This is a genomic window from Microbacterium sp. X-17 (genome assembly GCF_039615055.1).
Genome location: NZ_JBDHNI010000007.1, coordinates 256486 through 271414, shown reverse-complemented (window position 1 = coordinate 271414; position 14929 = coordinate 256486). Strand labels below are relative to the sequence as shown.

The 14929-nt window shown below is 71.6% G+C and carries 14 protein-coding genes; 1 reads left to right on the top strand and 13 read right to left on the bottom strand.

Annotation, left to right across the window (positions count from 1 at the left end; all coding sequences use genetic code 11):
- Positions 1-4: 4 nt before the first annotated feature.
- Genes ABCS02_RS30300 through ABCS02_RS30255 form a run of 10 tightly spaced genes read right to left on the bottom strand, consistent with a single transcriptional unit; the run spans position 5 to position 10954 of the window.
- Positions 5-847: an NAD(P)-dependent oxidoreductase gene (locus ABCS02_RS30300; protein WP_345839430.1), complete on the bottom strand. Its 843-nt coding sequence runs from the start codon at positions 845-847 to the stop codon at positions 5-7.
- A gap of 48 nt (positions 848-895) precedes the next feature.
- The gene (locus ABCS02_RS30295) at positions 896-2152 is read right to left on the bottom strand and encodes a sigma-70 family RNA polymerase sigma factor (protein ID WP_345839429.1); all 1257 of its coding nucleotides are present in this window, start codon (positions 2150-2152) and stop codon (positions 896-898) included.
- The gene (locus ABCS02_RS30290) at positions 2149-2487 is read right to left on the bottom strand and encodes a YciI family protein (protein ID WP_345839428.1); all 339 of its coding nucleotides are present in this window, start codon (positions 2485-2487) and stop codon (positions 2149-2151) included. The genes ABCS02_RS30295 and ABCS02_RS30290 overlap by 4 nt, the downstream gene beginning before the upstream one ends.
- A 55-nt stretch (positions 2488-2542) precedes the next feature.
- Positions 2543-3571: a glycosidase gene (locus ABCS02_RS30285; protein ID WP_345839541.1), complete on the bottom strand. Its 1029-nt coding sequence runs from the start codon at positions 3569-3571 to the stop codon at positions 2543-2545.
- Positions 3572-3612: 41 nt separating this feature from the next.
- The gene (locus ABCS02_RS30280) at positions 3613-4623 is read right to left on the bottom strand and encodes a hypothetical protein (RefSeq protein ID WP_345839427.1); all 1011 of its coding nucleotides are present in this window, start codon (positions 4621-4623) and stop codon (positions 3613-3615) included.
- Between the two features lie 27 nt (positions 4624-4650).
- Positions 4651-5580 (bottom strand): carbohydrate ABC transporter permease, encoded by a 930-nt coding sequence (locus tag ABCS02_RS30275; protein ID WP_345839426.1) that lies wholly within the window; start codon positions 5578-5580, stop codon positions 4651-4653.
- Entirely contained in the window at positions 5580-6536 is a 957-nt protein-coding gene (locus ABCS02_RS30270) for a sugar ABC transporter permease (protein WP_345839425.1), read from the bottom strand. Before ABCS02_RS30270 ends, ABCS02_RS30275 begins: the two co-directional genes overlap by 1 nt.
- 2 nt (positions 6537-6538) lie before the next feature.
- Positions 6539-7846: an extracellular solute-binding protein gene (locus ABCS02_RS30265; RefSeq protein ID WP_345839424.1), complete on the bottom strand. Its 1308-nt coding sequence runs from the start codon at positions 7844-7846 to the stop codon at positions 6539-6541.
- A gap of 22 nt (positions 7847-7868) precedes the next feature.
- Positions 7869-8891, bottom strand: a complete 1023-nt coding sequence (locus ABCS02_RS30260; protein WP_345839423.1) for a LacI family DNA-binding transcriptional regulator — start codon at positions 8889-8891, stop codon at positions 7869-7871.
- Positions 8888-10954 carry a hypothetical protein gene (locus ABCS02_RS30255; protein ID WP_345839422.1) on the bottom strand — a complete coding sequence of 689 codons (2067 nt, stop codon included), beginning with the start codon at positions 10952-10954 and terminating at the stop codon, positions 8888-8890. The genes ABCS02_RS30260 and ABCS02_RS30255 overlap by 4 nt, the downstream gene beginning before the upstream one ends.
- A 230-nt stretch (positions 10955-11184) precedes the next feature.
- Between ABCS02_RS30255 and ABCS02_RS30250 the strand changes: the two genes are divergently transcribed.
- The gene (locus ABCS02_RS30250; RefSeq protein WP_345839421.1) at positions 11185-12306 is read left to right on the top strand and encodes a hypothetical protein; all 1122 of its coding nucleotides are present in this window, start codon (positions 11185-11187) and stop codon (positions 12304-12306) included.
- Between the two features lie 2 nt (positions 12307-12308).
- Here the strand turns inward: ABCS02_RS30250 and ABCS02_RS30245 are convergent, their stop codons facing one another.
- Genes ABCS02_RS30245 through ABCS02_RS30235 form a run of 3 tightly spaced genes read right to left on the bottom strand, consistent with a single transcriptional unit; the run spans position 12309 to position 14916 of the window.
- A complete protein-coding gene (locus ABCS02_RS30245) occupies positions 12309-12842 on the bottom strand; it encodes a DUF2017 family protein (protein ID WP_345839420.1) in 534 nt (177 codons plus the stop codon).
- Positions 12839-13129, bottom strand: coding sequence for an ATP-dependent Clp protease adapter ClpS (gene clpS, locus ABCS02_RS30240; protein ID WP_345839540.1), 291 nt, complete (start codon positions 13127-13129; stop codon positions 12839-12841). The genes ABCS02_RS30245 and clpS overlap by 4 nt, the downstream gene beginning before the upstream one ends.
- An 8-nt stretch (positions 13130-13137) precedes the next feature.
- Positions 13138-14916: a glycoside hydrolase family 15 protein gene (locus tag ABCS02_RS30235; protein ID WP_345839419.1), complete on the bottom strand. Its 1779-nt coding sequence runs from the start codon at positions 14914-14916 to the stop codon at positions 13138-13140.
- Positions 14917-14929 lie beyond the last annotated feature (13 nt).

Genomic DNA, 14929 nt, shown 5'->3' with positions numbered 1-14929 from the left:
CCGCTCACCGATCCCGCGCGATGACCGAGAAGTCCATCCCGCCCTGTCCCGCGTCGATCGCGCGCTGCAGCTCGGCCGCGACGAGCGCGACGGCCGGCAGCGGGACGTCGGCGGTCGCGAGCATGAGGCGGGTGTCCTTGGCGAGGGCGTCGGCGGTGAACTGGGCGTCCTCGTAGTCGCCGGCGGTCACGAGCGGGCCCTTCATCGCAGCGAGCGGGGCGATCGCGGTCAGGGAGAGCGTGGCGAGCACCTCGTCGTCCGTGAGTCCCGCGGCGCGGCCGAGGCGCAGCGACTCCGACAGGGCCTCCATCGAGATGGCGAGGGCGAGGTTGGCCACCAGCTTCGCCGCGGTCGCCGCCGCGGGCGTGTCGAAGGTGCGCAGCTTCTCCTGGTCCGCCCACAGACCGACGACCCGCTTCGCCTCGCGCGCTGCGTCGTGCTCGCCGCCGACCAGCACCGCGAGCGCTCCGGCGCGGGCGGGGGCGAGCGAGCCGACGACGGGGGAGGCCACGTAGCGGATGCCGAGGGTGGCGGCGCGGGCGGCGAACTCGATCGCGTCGGCCGGGGAGACCGTCGTCACGTCGATCCAGAGCGTGCCGGGGCGCCACGGGAGGTCCGCGTCCAGCAGCGTCTCGCGCACGGCCTCCGGTCCGAACAGCACGGTCACGACCGTGTCCGCGGCGGCGACGGCGTCCGCCGCCGAGTCGGCGACGTGGGCGCCGCGGCGGCCGATGGTCTGCGCCGGCTCCGGTGAGCGGTTCCAGACGGTCACGGTGTGGCCGGCGTCGATCAGGTGGGGGACGAGCTCGCGGCCCATCCGGCCGAGCCCGAGGAATGCGATGTCCATAGCGCCACTCTCCACCGCCGGGCGCACGGGGGGAACCCGGAAGTCCGATCATGCCTCCGGCAGCAGCGCCCGCTGCCGCGCGAGGAACTCCCGCTCGCTGTCGTTCGCGCACAGCCGCACGGCCTCGTCGTACTCGGCCGCGGCCTCCCCGGGCCGTCCGGACCGGCGCAGCAGTCCGGCGCGGATGCCGTGGAGCAGGTAGAACGACGCCAGCTCCTCGCGCAGCGGCTCGATCGCCGCCAGCGCGGGCTCGGGACCGACGGCCTCCGCCACCGCGACCGCCCGGTTGAGGGCGACGACGGGGGAGGGCTGCACCCGCAGCAGCTGGTCGTAGAGGGCGACGATCTGCCGCCAGTCGGTGTCCTCGGCGCGCGCGGCGTCGTCGTGCACGGCCTGGATCGCCGCCTGCAGCTGGTACGGTCCCGGCCGCCCGGCGACGAGGCAGCGGCGCGCGATCGCGTGGCCCTCGGCGATCAGGGCGGCATCCCAGCGGCCGCGGTCCTGGTCGGGGAGGGCGACCATCGACCCGTCGCGATCCATCCGGGCCGGCCGGCGGGCGTCGACGAGCAGCAGCAGGGCGAGCAGCCCCTGCGACTCCGGTTCGTTGGGCAGCAGCGCGGTCAGGAGGCGCGCGAGCCGGATCGCCTCCCCGCACAGCTCCTCGCGCACCAGCCGGTCGCCCGCGGTCGCCGTGTAGCCTTCGCTGAAGATCAGGTAGACCACCGCCAGCACGGAGCCGAGCCGTTCCGGCAGGTCGGCGGCGGCCGGGACCCGGTAGGGGATCCTGGCGTCCCTGATCTTCGCCTTCGCGCGCGAGATGCGCTGGGCGAGCGTGGCCTCGGGGACCAGGAACGCCCGCGCGATCTCGGCGGTGCTGAGCCCGCCGAGCAGCCGCAGCGTCAGCGCGACCCGGGCGTTCGGCGCGAGCGCGGGGTGGCAGCAGGTGAAGATGAGCCGGAGGCGGTCGTCGGGGATCGCGCCGGTGTCGGCGGCCTCCACGCTGGAGGCCAGCGCGAGCAGTGCCGTCGCCTCCGCCTCCCGCTCCCGGCCGACCGCCTCCCGGCGCAGCCGGTCGATCGCGCGGCGGCGGGCGGTGGTGATGAGCCACCCGGCCGGCGCGGGCGGGAGGCCGTCGACCGGCCAGCGGGCGACGGCGACGGCGAAGGCCTCCTGCACGGCGTCCTCCGCGCGGTCGAGGTCGCCGAGGGAGCGGTAGAGCACGGAGACGGCGCGGCCGTACTCCTCGCGGAAGATCGAGTCGATCGCTCCGGAGGAGACGGCCGCGCCCTCCGTGTCGCGGCTCACGCGAACGGCCGCACCTCGATCGGCAGCGTCGTCGCGACGGCGAGACGCCGGCCCCACTCCAGGGCGGCGTCCAGGTCCGGGACGTCGACGATGGTGAAGCCGCCGAGGTGCTCCTTGCCCTCCGCGAACGGGCCGTCGGTGACCATCACCTCCGCGCCGGCAGGCCGCAGCACGGTCGCCGACTGCGGCGGCAGGAGGCCGTTGGAGAACACCCAGGCGCCGGCCGCGCGCATCTCGGTGTTGAGCGCGTCGAGGTCCTCGCCGATCGCGGCGAGGACCTCCGGCTCCGGGACGGGCCCGTCGGGCTGGTAGACGCTGAGCAGGTACTGGGACATGGTCGTGATTCCTTCCTCTCACCGTCCATACGAACGGGAGGACGTCATCTCGACATCATGTCGCGGAAGTCGCCACCCGCTCCAGCTTCGCGACGCCGATCTTGGAGTCCGCCATCCCGTAGAACACCCAGTGGGCGTCCCCGACCTGCTCGATCGCGGTGGGGAAGACGACGTTCGGCACGATGCCGCTGCGCTCCTCCTCGGTCTCGGCGCTCAGCAGCGGCTCCTCCGTCCGCCGGATCACCCGCCACGGCTCGTCGGCGTCGAGGATCATCGCGCCGGCGGCGTAGTTGACATGCTTCTGCTGGTCGACACCGCGCTCCAGGCGCCCGGTGACGCCGTGGTGGAGCAGCAGCCAGCCCTCCGGCACGCGCACCGGGGCGGGGCCCGCGCCGATCTTCAGCTCCTCGAACGGGAACTCCGGGCCGGCGAGGAAGCGGTTGTGCCGCCACCGCGCCAGCTCGCCGAGGTCCTCGCGCACGGCCGCCAGCGGGATGAACGCGATCCAGATGCTGGGACGCTTCTCCTCCAGCCCGGTCGGCGGATGCGCGCCCTCGCCGTCCCTGACCTCGCCGAGGTCCCAGACGGGCCGGTGCAGCACGGCCAGGCTCTCCACGCCGTCCGGCCCGGTGACCGGCTCGGGGAAGAACACGGTGTCCTTGTTGTGGAACAGCGCCAGGTCGACGCCGAGCTCGTCGTCGTACTCGAAGCTCACCGGGCCGAGCCGCTGCCACGACCGCAGGTCGGACGAGACGGCGACCGCGGTGCGCGGGCCGAGCGGGCCGTAGGCGACGTAGGTCATCACGTGGAGGCCGAGGGCGGGCACGAACGTCGTGCGCGGGTCCTCCACGCCGGAGTTGCGCCGGCCGCGCTCGAAGTCGCGGTCGGGCGCCAGCACGACACCCTCCCGCTCGACGCCGACCGGCACGCCGTCCTCGACGACCACGCGGGCGAGGCCCACCCGCGACACGTTGCCGTCGGCGACCAGCCGCGGAAGAAGGTACAGCTCGCCGTCGGCGTCGCGGCCGGACGCGGGGTTCAGCACGCCTTCGGACTCCAGCGGCTCGCCGGGATCGGGAGTCATCACCACGCCGGAGCGGGTGAGTGCGTACGGGAAGGGCTCAGTCACTTCGTGACCTCCTTGTAGACATAGAGTTCGCGCTCTCCGCGGGGAGCGTCCCAGCCTTGCGCGAACGACCAGCGGCCGTCCAGCTTCTGCAGGCCGCCCCAGGCGAGGGAGCCGCCGCGGTGGAGGCCGAGCTGGGTGAACGGGGCATCGACGGAGTAGTGCGCCTGGGCCGCCGCGAAGTCGCCGTTCTCGTCGGCGTAGAAGAAGTCCAGCACGAGGTCGTCCCCGCGCACGACGGCGCAGGCGACCTCGAACAGGCTGCCGGGCAGCGGCGCCAGGTCGAGGTAGGGCTGCTCGGCGAAGGTCCAGGAGACCAGGTCGTCGGAGTGGCCGACCATCGGCCGGCCTCCGCAGCCCTCGGAGAGGAACATCAGGTACTCGCCACCGATCCGCACCGCGCGGCCGTGCTCGTCGCGGGGGATCACCGCCCCCTTGGCCCAGCCCAGCGACACGTCGAGCGGGACGACCAGGCCGATCTTCTCCCACGACTCCAGGTCGTCGGAGACCATCCCCATGATGTCGACCGCGGTCTCGCCCTCGTCGGTGCGGCGGATCGCGTTGTAGAACAGCACATACCGGCCGTCCGCCTCGTAGACCTTGGGGTCCTCGCAGCCGAGCGTCTCGTTGGGCAGCGTCGGGTAGACGACAGGGTTGGCCGGGTCGTCCGTCCAGTCCCCGTCGCGGCGCACGGCGTGGCCGACGCGGCTGGCGGTCGACTCCATCCGCGGCGAGGCCCGGTAGAAGAGGTGCAGCGCCCCGTCGCGCTCGATCATCGTCGGGTTGAAGATCGCGCTGCTCGTCCAGCCGACGCCGGTGGGGTCGTCCCACTGGCCGTCGAGGCGGAAGGTCAGCGCCGGGTCCCGCTGGAACGGGCCGATCGCCCAGTCCGGCGGGTCGACGTAGTTCGCCGAGAAGTGGTCGGTCGAGATGTGGTCGGTGAGGGCGTTGGAGTGACCCAGCGCCTCCTCGTAGCTCAGGCGGAGGGCGTCGGTGTAGGCGGCGTCCACGGTTCTCCTTGCGTTCGGTGCGGTGGCTCAGCCCTTGACGGACGAGCCGATGTCGGTGGAGGTGAAGTAGCGCTGGAACACGATGAACAGCACCACGACGGGCGCGGCCAGGACGACCGCCCCGGCGAGGATCGCCCCGTACGGGTTGGCCGTGGAGGCCGCGACCGTGCTGATGTAGTTCGCCAGCGAGACGGCCAGCGGCTGCAGGCTCGCCTCCTTCGTGATCAGGAACGGCCAGAGGAACTCGTTCCACGGGCCGATGAAGGTCAGCAGCAGCACCGTGACCAGCGCAGGCCGCACCAGCGGGAGGGCGACCCGCCAGAGCAGGGTGAACTCCCCGGCGCCGTCCACCCGGGCGGCGTCGAACAGCTCGCGCGGCAACTGCAGGAAGTACTGCCGGAAGATCAGCACCGCCGCCGAGTTGATGGCGAACGGCAGGATCATCCCCAGGTAGTTGTCGCCGAGCCCGTAGTTGCGCGCGATGAGCACGTACAGCGGGATCATCAGGAGCTGGAACGGGATGGTCTGCACCAGCAGCGCCAGCGCGAAGGTCACCCCGCGCCCACGCCACTGCAGGATCGAGAGCGCGTACCCGGCGAGCACGCCGAACACGACCGTGCACAGCAGCACGCCGCCGGTGAAGATGCCCGAGTTCACGAGTCCCTGCCACAGGTCGATCCGGGAGTCGATAGCCGCGTAGTTGTGCAGCGTGAGGTTGGCCGGATTGGGGAACGCGCCGGCGACGGTCGTGTCGGGCGACGCCTGGAGCGATCCGATCAGCATGTAGTAGAAGGGGAACAGGAAGGCGACGGCGCCGATCGTCAGGACGATCCCCTGCAGGATCGCCTGCGGACGGCTCAGCCGCGTGGAGGCGGCCAGGTCGCGGCGACCACGCTTCCGCGGGGCGCGCGGAGTCTCCGGCACCGGGTCGGCGCCTGCGTTCTGGAGAGTGGTCATCAGTCGCGTCCTCCCGCGAATCGGTTCTGCAGCCAGGCGATGATCAGCACCAGGATCACGAGCACGACGCCGATCGCCGAGGCGTAGCCCGGGTGACCCTGCTGGATGCCCTGCTGGTAGATCAGGAGCACCGGGGAGGTCGAGTGGCCGTCCGGGCCGCCGCCCCCGGTCAGGAGGTACGGCTCGGTGAACATGTTGGCGCCGGTGATGGTGGCGAGCAGCAGCACGAGCACGGTCGCCGGCCGCACGCCGGGCACGGTGACGGAGAAGAACTGCCGCACCCTCCCCGCGCCGTCGGTCGCAGCCGACTCGTACAGCTCGCGCGGCACGTTCTGCAGCGCGGCGAGGTACAGCAGGATGTAGAGGCCGAGCTGCTTCCAGGTCACGTAGATCGCGATGGTCGGCATGGCCAGCACCGGGTTGATGAACCACGACGGGTTCGGGGCGAGCGGGCCGAGGATCTGGTTGACCAGCCCCGTACTGTTGAACAGGAAGAGCCAGACGCCGATGATCGCGACGCTCGCCGTGACGTAGGGCACGTAGTAGCTCACGCGCAGGAAGGTGCGGAACCGGGTGATGCTGTTGAGCCCGTTCGCCAGCACCAGTGACAGCACCACGGTCAACGGCACGTTGATGATCAGGAAGATCCCGACGTTGGCGAACGACTGCAGCACGGCCGGGTCGGTGAAGGCCTGGATGTAGTTCTGGAACCCGACGAAGGGCTGGGTGACCTGTGCTCCCGGGGCTGCGAAGAAGTAGTCGAAGAACGACATGTAGACCGCGAAGATCAGCGGGTAGGCGAAGATCACCAGGACGAAGATCAGGTACGGCGCCGCGAACAGCCAGCCCAGCGGGTTGGTGCCGAGGACGCGCTGCAGCAGCGGCTTGCGGCGACGCGGGGGCGCCCCGGCGGCGGGCGTGGTGCCCGCCGCCGGAGGTGCGGAGAGGGTGCTCATGATTACTTCTGAGCCTGGAGCTGGTCGATCTTCTGCGAGGCGGCCTTGAAGGCGTCCTCGACCGTCCCGGTCCCGTTGATCACCGACTTGGTGTAGGCGTCGCGCAGGGCCTGCAGCTGGGCGATGGTGTTGACGCCCGTCGGGTCGTCAGCGGTCCGCTCGCTCTGGGAGCCGAACTCCTTGTAGGCCGGGTGCGAGTCGAAGTAGCTCGAGTACACGCTCGACACGTTGGAGCGGATCGGCATCTGGCCGGTGACGTTCAGCAGCTTGCCGTCCTGGTCCTTCGAGGTGGCGTACTTGATGACGTCCCAGGCCGTGCCCTGGTTCTTGCAGGACGTGTACATGCCGATGTTCTTGGCGTCCGGGAAGGTGTAGGTCTGGTCGGCGGACTTGCCGTCCTTGGTCGGGACGGGGACGGAGCCCCACTGGACCTTGTTGTAGACCGCGATCGCCCACGGTCCGACGATGGCCATCGCGGACTTGCCGTCGGCGAAGGCGTCGCCCTGGTACTGCTCCTTGCCGGCGAGACCGTCGGCGTAGATGGTCTTCCAGAAGTTGGCCACGTCCATCGAGTCCTGGCTCGTGATGTTCGACTTGCCGTTCTCGATGAAGGTCTTGCCGCCGGTCTGCGCGGCCAGCAGGGGCAGGTAGTCGAAGTTCGGCTGGAAGAACTCGCTGGTCGGCGCCGGGTAGATCGCGTACGGCGCGGCTCCCGACGACTTGATCTTCTGCGCCGCGGCGATGAACTTGTCGTAGGTCGACAGGTCGGGGCTGTTCGGGTCGATGCCGGCCTTCTGGAAGATCGCCTTGTTGTAGAAGATCATCACGGGGTTCTGCTTCCAGGGCATCTGGTAGAAGTCGCCGTTCGGGGACTTGTACTGGTCGGCCGTCTTACCACTGCGGCCCTGGATGTACGAGTTGCCGTCGGAGAACTTGGACAGGTCGACCAGGCCGCCCTGCTTCTCCCACTGTCCGGTCGCGGCGGGGAGGTTGTTGAACACCAGGCACGGCGTGGTGCCGGCCGTGATGGCGGCGCCGATGACCTCCTCGGTGCTCTTCCCGGCCGGGACCTCCTGGGCCTTGATCTGCTCCTTGGGGTGCGAGGAGTTCCAGGAGGAGACCATGGCCTTACCCCACTGCACCTCCTGGGCGTTGTTGGAGTACCAGATGGTGATCGGGCCGTGCGCCTTCATGGCGTCGGTCTGACCGCCTCCGCCGCTGGAGCCGCACGCGGCCAGGGTGCCGGCGACGACGCCGGCGCTGATGACGGCGACCGCGAGTCTGCGGTAGCCGGTGATGCGTTTGCGCATGATGAGTGCTCTTTCTGTGATTTCAGTGACGCGATGGCGCGGCCGTGGAGGCGCGCACCACCAGTCGGGCAGGGGGCAGGGCGACGTCGGCAGGCTCGCCGTCCTCCACCAGCCGCAGCAGTGCGGTGGCGGCGGCGATGCCCCAGCCGGCCGGGTCGTTGTCCAGGGTCGTCAGGCTCGGATAGATGTAGGTCCCGATCTGGGAGCCGTCGAGCCCTGTGATGGACAGGTCCTGGGGGAGGCGGAGGCCGCGCTCGTGCGCGACCCCCATGCCCGCGATCGCCATCGGGTCGTTGCCGTAGACGATGGCGGTGGGCGGCTCCGCCGAGTCGAGGAGCGTCTTGGTGGCCTCCGCGCCCTGTTCGGGCGAGAAGTCGGTGGGGACGATGACGGGGTGGAGGCCGGCTTCGAGCATGGCCTGCTCGAAGCGCTCGCGGCGGCGGAGGCCGTGCAGCATCCGCTCGTCGCCGGACACGTGCGCGATGCGCGTGTGGCCGAGCCCGAGCAGGTGCGCCACGAGCTCGTCGATGCCGGAGTCGTAGTCGCGCGTGATGACCGGGAACGGGCTGCCGCCGGCCGGCTCGCCGAGCGAGACGGCCTGCGAGCCGAACTCCTGCACCAGCCCGATGCGGTGGTCGTCGGCGAGGATGTCGGTGAGCAGGAAGCCGTCGACGCGCTTGTCGAGCGCGAGCCGCTCGTAGGCGCGGGCCTCCGCTTCGTGGTCGGGGACGACCGTCAGCACGAGCACCTGGCCGCGCTCCGAGAGCACCGTCTCGACGCCCGCGATGAACGCCGCGAAGAACGGGTCCACCTCGATGGTGCGGGCGGCGCGGCGCAGGATCAGCCCGAGGGCGTAGGCGCGGCGGGTGGTGAGCCCGCGGGCGCTCGGGTTCGGGGTGAACCCGAGCTCCCGCGCGGTCGCGAGGATGCGCTCGCGGGTCTCCAGCGCCACGCCGGGCTTGCCGTTGAGGGCGAGGGAGACGAGTCCCTTGCTCACGCCCGCCGCCCGTGCGACGTCGTTGATCGTGATGTCGGCCGGCGTCACCGCGGCACCACCGTGGTGAAGCCGCCCGGTACGACCGTGACGGTGCCGTTCCCGTTCAGCGGGATCGGCGCGCCGACCTGGCGGCCGGAGGCGTCGTAGCGGGTCGCGAGCACGGGGCCGGAGGAGCCGAGGTGCTGCGTGGCCGTGCCGGAGGTGGCGTTGACGTAGACGTCGAGCCGGCTCGAGCCGGTCAGGCCGAGGTGCGAGACCTCCGGCTGCACCAGCACGGCGTCGAGCCGGGCCTGACCGCTCACCGTCGCGGTGACCGTGGTCGCGCCGACGGGGGCGGAGACCGGGAGGGTCTGCGGCAGCAGGAACACCGTGGTGGGGGCGATGCCCTGCGCTCCGGGGCGCACGTTCTGGCTGCTGCCGAGCTGCGCGGTGCGGTTGCTGGCGCTCGCCGTCCACGCCGTCGTGCCCGACCCGCTCGTGGCGGTGCCGTCCGGGCCGAGGTCCTCGATCGGGAGGATGCGCGCGGCCGGGTGGCCGGCGGGAAGCGACATCGTGACGGTCGCGCCGGTGGAGGCGGAGACGTACGCGCCGCCCGACCAGTTCGCCGAGCCGGTCCACGCGGACGGCGGGGTGACCACGGTGGCGGGGCCGGCGAGCGTTCCCTTCTCGGCCTCGACGACCTGGAGGCCGTCGGCGGCGGAGCGGTGCGTCAGGGCCAGGGCCTCGCGCTTGATCGCCGGGTGCGCGTCGAGCGCGAGCATGCTCAGCTCCGTGTGGATGACCGACTCCGCGCCGCAGTTGTGGTTGATGCCGCCGTCGCCGCCGATGCCGTCGACGCAGACTCCCGTGGCCGGGTCGTACACCGGCACGCCGGCCGGGTTCGCGCCGAAGTACCACGCGGCCTGCGCACCGGCGAGGGTGGCGAGGCCGGTCGAGCCGGTGGCGTCGGAGGCCGCGACCAGGCCCTCCACCCGGGAGTCGACGCCGTACGCGATCTGGGACTGGTCGGCCGGGGTGGGCGTCCAGCCGTTGTCCGGGCCGCCGCTGGCGAGCAGCTGCGGGGTGAAGCTCGCGAGGTCGGTGTTCGCAGCGCTCTGCAGGGCGCCGTCGTGGAGCTGTGTCGCCGCGGCGGTCAGCGCCGCCGGCTGCATGCCGCCCCAGGCGTGCCAGAACGTGGGGGAGTTGGCCTCGGGCAGCAGTGCGCCGAACGGCCACTGGCCGGTGCCGCCGGAGGACAGCCCGGCGATCCCTTTCGCGTAGCGCTGGAGGTCGGTGCGCGCCTGGGCGTCGCCGGGCGCCGCCGCGGTGTACGCGCTCAGGCCGAGCACGGCCTCCGCCGTCGGGGCCGCGCTGTTCGTGATGAGCCAGCCGGGGACGGTCACGCCGTTCGCCGTGTCCGTGGTGCCGTACTTCGCGAGCGACTGGCGCTCCAGCGAGCGCAGCCCGAGGTCCATCCGCTGCTGGAGGAAGGACGCGAACGCCGGGTCGGACTTCTGGAAGCCCGCGTAGCCCTCGCCGAGCGCCCAGACCGTGCGCGCCAGCCAGTACGACTCGCCCGAGTCGCTCGGGTTGGGGTTGTCGGCCGGGATGGCGGATGGGTTCAGTGTGCCGTCGTGCTGCTGCCAGAGCACCACGTTTCCGGCGTTCGGGCCGGAGTCGACCTGCAGGTAGGTGAGCTCGCGCAGCAGTTCGTACGCGGAGGCGCGGCTGGCGGCCGTGCCGTTCTGCTTCCAGTCGCGGAGGTAGACCACGGCCGAACGGGAGATGTCGTCGGCGTCGAAGGAGCCCTGCGCGTACCAGCCCTTGGCGGCGTTCGTGATGGGGCCGCCGCCGACGCGGGTGAAGCTGCCGTCGGCGTTGCGGTTGGCGTACACCCACGGTGCGCGCGCGGAAGGCTCCTGGCTCTGCTGGTACGTGGAGTGTCCCGCGACCCCGGGAAGCAACGGCACGTCGTCCAGGAGGAAATTCAGATGGGCGAGGTTCGTCAGAGTGGGGGCGGCCGGGGCCGCGGGAGTGGGGGAGGCGTTCGCCGGGGCGGCGATCACCGGTACGAGCGCGGCGGCGGCGAGGGCTGCGCCCGTCGCCGCGGCGAGGAGTCGATTCCGCTTCATTGCGTTTCCTGTCTCTGTGCTCTGAAAGGGGGTTGAGAGCGAGCTGCCCGGTGCCACCCCCAGAACGGGTGACGTCTAAACCGGTTTAAAGGACGGTAGCCGCGCTTTTCGGATCTGTCAACGGGATGACCCCACGGTTCACCCCCGGGGTCTTGTGCCGCTCTGCACCCGCGACGAGACTGGGGCGACCGGCCGCCGACGTCCGGCCGGGTCACGACCGAGGAGGAAAAGTGGAGTACAAGGACATTCCGACCAAGGCCGACATCGAGAGGATCGCGGCGCTGCGCGAACCGGGCTGCGTCAGCATCTACCTGCCGACCGGCACGACGCCGCCGGAGGCGGACAAAGCGCGGATCGACCTCAAGAACCACCTCGCCCTCGCGGTGAAATCGCTGGAGTCGATGGGCGTCGATCGCCACCGCATCGCCGCCGTCCGGGCCGAGGGCGAGGGCATCCTGGAGGACCGCGACTTCTGGCGCTACCAGTCGCGCTCGCTCGCCGTGTTCCTCGACGGGGAGGTCGCCGAGACCTTCCGCCTGCCCAACCGGCTGACCTCCGCGTGCGAGGTCGCCGACCGGTTCTACATCAAGCCGCTGCTGCGCGCCGTGACCTTCCCGCAGTCGGCGCTCATCCTCGCGCTCGCCCAGAACTCGGTGCGCCTGATCCGCATCGACCCCGAGCTCCCGCCGGCGCTGGTCGAGGTCGAGGGGATGCCGAAGGACGTCGCCGCCGCGGTCGGCAAGACCTCCATCAGCGGGCGCGCCGCCGAGGGCCGCATCCAGGGCTCCGAGGGCCAGAAGGTGCGCATGCTGGAGTACGTCCAGGCGATCGAACGCGCGCTGCACCCGCTGCTGGCGAGCTCCACCGAGCCGCTCATCCTGGCCGCGGCCGAGCCGCTGACCGGGATCTTCCGCGGCGCGACGGACTATCCGCGGCTCGTGGACGACGTGATCGCGGGCAACCCGGAGGAGAAGACCGAGGACGAGCTGGCGACGGCCGCGCGCGGCGTGCTCGACCGGCTCTACGCCGGGAAGATCGACGCGCTGAAGGAGGACTTCTCCACCCGCATCGCCGGCGGCACGGCCTTGGTCGACCTGAGCGACATCGCTCGTGCCGCGACCTACGGAGCGGTGGAGACGCTGGTGTTCGACATCGACCGGCGGGTGCCGGGCTCGCTGGACGACGAGACCGGCAAGATCGCGTATCTGGACGATGACACGGCGGGCAACTACGGCGTGGTGGACGAGATCATCCGCCGCTCGCTGGCCTCCAAGGCGAAGGTCTACGCGCTGCGGGCGGAGGACGTCCCCGGCGGCGGAGCCGTCGCCGCGGCCGTCCGCTTCCCGGTCTGACCTCAGCGGCGGGAGGCGCGGGGGAGGGCGAGGATCAGGAACTCCTGGACGGCGGCGAGCCAGTCGTAGACGGCCCGGCGCGTCGCCGACTCCAGGTCGTGGATGTCGCCCTCGTCCCCGTCGTGCTCGATGCCGAGGTCGGCGGCGAGCGCCAGCCGGATGTCGGTGAGCGCACGCAGCCAGGCTTGCGCCTGCGCGCCGTCCAGGCGCACCTCGACGGCCCCGTCCGGCCGCGCCTCCTTCGCCGGGCCGCTGAGCGAGTCGATCACCGCGCGCGCGTTCTGCGCCTTGGACTCCGCCAGCCGCTCGGCCGTGAATCGGCGGAACTCGGCGGACGCCTCCGGGTCGTCCGGATACGCGTCCGGGAGCAGCCGCGTCAGCGCGGGGTCGGCCGGCAGCCCGTCCCGCGTGTCCGAGCCCGCACGCTCCGCACGCTCGGCCGCAGCCGCGGCGAATCGCCGGAGCACCTCGGCCTCGCCCGCCTCGAACCGCGCGTGGACGCCGCCGCCGTGCCGGTCGGCGCGGAACGGCCTCACGCGTCCGCCTTGGTCAGGGTGGCCCACAGCCCGTACCCGTGCATGGCCTCCACGTGCCGCTCCATCTCCTCGCGCGTGCCGGTCGCGACGACCGCGCGGCCCTCGTTGTGCACGAGCAGCATCAGCCGCTTCGCCTCTGCCTTGGAGAAGCCGAAGTAGGTCTGGAAGACGTAGGTGACGTACGACATCAGGTTCACCGGGTCGTTCCAGACGATCGTCACCCACGGCACGCCGAGCTCCAGCCGCTCGCCGAGGTCGACCTCCTCCTCGGTGGCGGGCTCCGTGATCGCGGGCGTCACCCGGCCTGCACCTCGGCGATGGCGTCGGCGGCGCGCACGAGTGCCAGGTGGGTGAGGGCCTGCGGCGTGTTGCCCACCTGCGACCGGCCCTCGACGTCGTACTCCTCCGACAGCATCCCGACGTCGTTGGCCAGCGAGACGAGGCGGTCCATCAGCCGCGTCGCGTCGTCCAGCCGGTGCGAGCGCGCGTACTGCTCGACCAGCCAGAACGAGCAGGCGAGGAACGGATGCTCGCCAGGAGGCAGGCCGTCCACACCCTTCTCGGTGCGGTAGCGCAGGGCGAGGCCGTCGCGCAGCAGGTCCTCCTCGATCGCCTTCACCGTCCCGAGCATCCGCGGGTCGTCGAAGCCGCAGTAGCCGACCTGCGCGAGCAGCAGCAGCGAGGCGTCCACCTCGGTGGTGCCGAAGTACTGCACGTAGCTGCCGCGGTGCTCGTCGTAGCCGTTGGCCTCCACATCGGCGCGGATCTGGTCCCGCAGCCGGCGCCAGCGCTCCACCGGGCCGTCAAGCCCGTACTGCTCGACGCCGCGGATCGCGCAGTCGAACGCGGCCCACACCAGCGCGCGGGAGTGCGTGAACATCCGCTCCTCGCCGCGGATCTCCCAGATGCCGTGGTCCGCCTTGCGCCAGTTCTCCTCCAGGAAGCCCATCAGCGCGCGCTGCAGCGCCCACGAGAACCGCGTCTCCTGCACCCCGGCGGCGCGGCCGCGGTCGAGCGCGAGCATCACCTCGCCGATCACGTCGGCCTGGAACTGGGTGGACGCGTCGTTGCCGATCCGCACCGGATGGGCGCCCTGGTAGCCGGGGAGGCTGTCGAGCTCGCGTTCGGCGAGGTCGCGCTCGCCGGCGAGGCCGTACATGATCTGGACGTCGCCGGGGTCGCCCGCGATGGCCCGCAGCAGCCAGTCTCGCCAGTGGTCGACCGAGTCGTCGTAGCCGTGGGCGAGCAGCACGCCGATGGTCAGCGAGGCGTCGCGCAGCCACACGTAGCGGTAGTCCCAGTTGCGCTCGCCCCCGAACTGCTCGGGCAGGGAGGTCGTCGCCGCGGCCACGATGCCGCCGGTCTCCAGGTGAGTCAGGGCGCGCAAGAGGAGGAGCGAGCGCACCACCTCCTCGCGGTACGGCCCCTCGTGGTCGCAGCTCTCCGCCCACTTCGTCCACCACTGCCGAGTGTTCTGCAGGGAGGTCTCGACGTCGAGCGCGGGCGGCGCCGCGCGGTGCGACGGGAACCACGTCATCGAGAGGTCGACGGTCTGGCCGGCGTGGACCGTGAACCGTCCTTCGTGCGCGTGGTTCGACGCGTGCAGCGCCGACCCGCGGAACACGAGCCCGTCCGGGCCGGCGACGGCGACGAGCGCGGCCGGCTTCTCGTCGGTCGTCTTGCGCACCCACGGGATGGCGCTGGCGTAGCCGAAGCGGATCCGCAGCTCCTCGCGCAGCTCCACGTGCCCGCTGACCCCGCGCACGCGCCGCACCAGGTCGGCGCGGTGGTCGCCCATCGGCATCGCGTCCACGACCTCCACCTCGCCGGTCGCGGTGCGCCAGCGGGTGACCAGGATCATCGTGTCCCGCTCGTACTCGCGCGTGCTGGTGGCCTCGGGATCGGCGGGCGCGAGCAGCCAGCGGCCGTGGTCCTCGGTGCCCAGGAGGGCGCCGAAGGTGGACTGCGAGTCGTACCTCGGCAGGCACAGCCAGTCGATGCTGCCGTCTCGTCCGACGAGGGCCCCGGTGAAGCAATCACTGATCAGGGCGTAATCCTCGATGGGGAGCGACATATCCCCAGTATGG

Excerpts from the sequence above, each read along its gene's own strand:
- ABCS02_RS30265 (WP_345839424.1), bottom strand. The coding sequence starts at position 7,846 with ATGCGCAAACGCATCACCGGCTACCGCAGACTCGCGGTCGCCGTCATC.
- ABCS02_RS30255 (WP_345839422.1), bottom strand. The coding sequence starts at position 10,954 with ATGAAGCGGAATCGACTCCTCGCCGCGGCGACGGGCGCAGCCCTCGCC.
- ABCS02_RS30275 (WP_345839426.1), bottom strand. The coding sequence starts at position 5,580 with ATGACCACTCTCCAGAACGCAGGCGCCGACCCGGTGCCGGAGACTCCG.
- ABCS02_RS30300 (WP_345839430.1), bottom strand. The coding sequence starts at position 847 with ATGGACATCGCATTCCTCGGGCTCGGCCGGATGGGCCGCGAGCTCGTC.
- ABCS02_RS30270 (WP_345839425.1), bottom strand. The coding sequence starts at position 6,536 with ATGAGCACCCTCTCCGCACCTCCGGCGGCGGGCACCACGCCCGCCGCC.
- ABCS02_RS30285 (WP_345839541.1), bottom strand. The coding sequence starts at position 3,571 with ATGACTCCCGATCCCGGCGAGCCGCTGGAGTCCGAAGGCGTGCTGAAC.
- ABCS02_RS30290 (WP_345839428.1), bottom strand. The coding sequence starts at position 2,487 with ATGTCCCAGTACCTGCTCAGCGTCTACCAGCCCGACGGGCCCGTCCCG.
- ABCS02_RS30235 (WP_345839419.1), bottom strand. The coding sequence starts at position 14,916 with ATGTCGCTCCCCATCGAGGATTACGCCCTGATCAGTGATTGCTTCACC.